At 31.8% G+C, this 217-nt stretch carries 1 protein-coding gene; it reads right to left on the bottom strand.

Annotated features, from left to right (window positions below; genetic code table 11):
* Positions 1–217: substrate-binding domain-containing protein (locus tag AACQ14_RS24640; RefSeq protein WP_339366159.1), on the bottom strand; the 217-nt coding region annotated here is incomplete at both ends.

Raw genomic sequence — 217 nt, 5'->3', positions numbered from 1 at the left:
CTCGCAAGGTAATGTAATATTCAATGGTAATGTATTTGTATCCTCTAGTATATTTATCAATCTTTCTGCACTCTTTTGCCCCAGTACAAATAAAGGCAAATTACATGTAGTCAGTTTTGGATATGTATACACATCAAAATTAGATCCTGCAAGTGCTATAACTGATATTTCATCAGGAATGTTAATATTAAGTTTCTGAGCCTGATACAATACTGTA

The organism is Vallitalea maricola (assembly GCF_036985595.1).
Lineage (GTDB): Bacteria > Bacillota > Clostridia > Lachnospirales > Vallitaleaceae > Vallitalea > Vallitalea maricola.
Note: the sequence above shows the minus strand (reverse complement) of the source record. Positions and strands in the feature narration are given on the sequence as shown.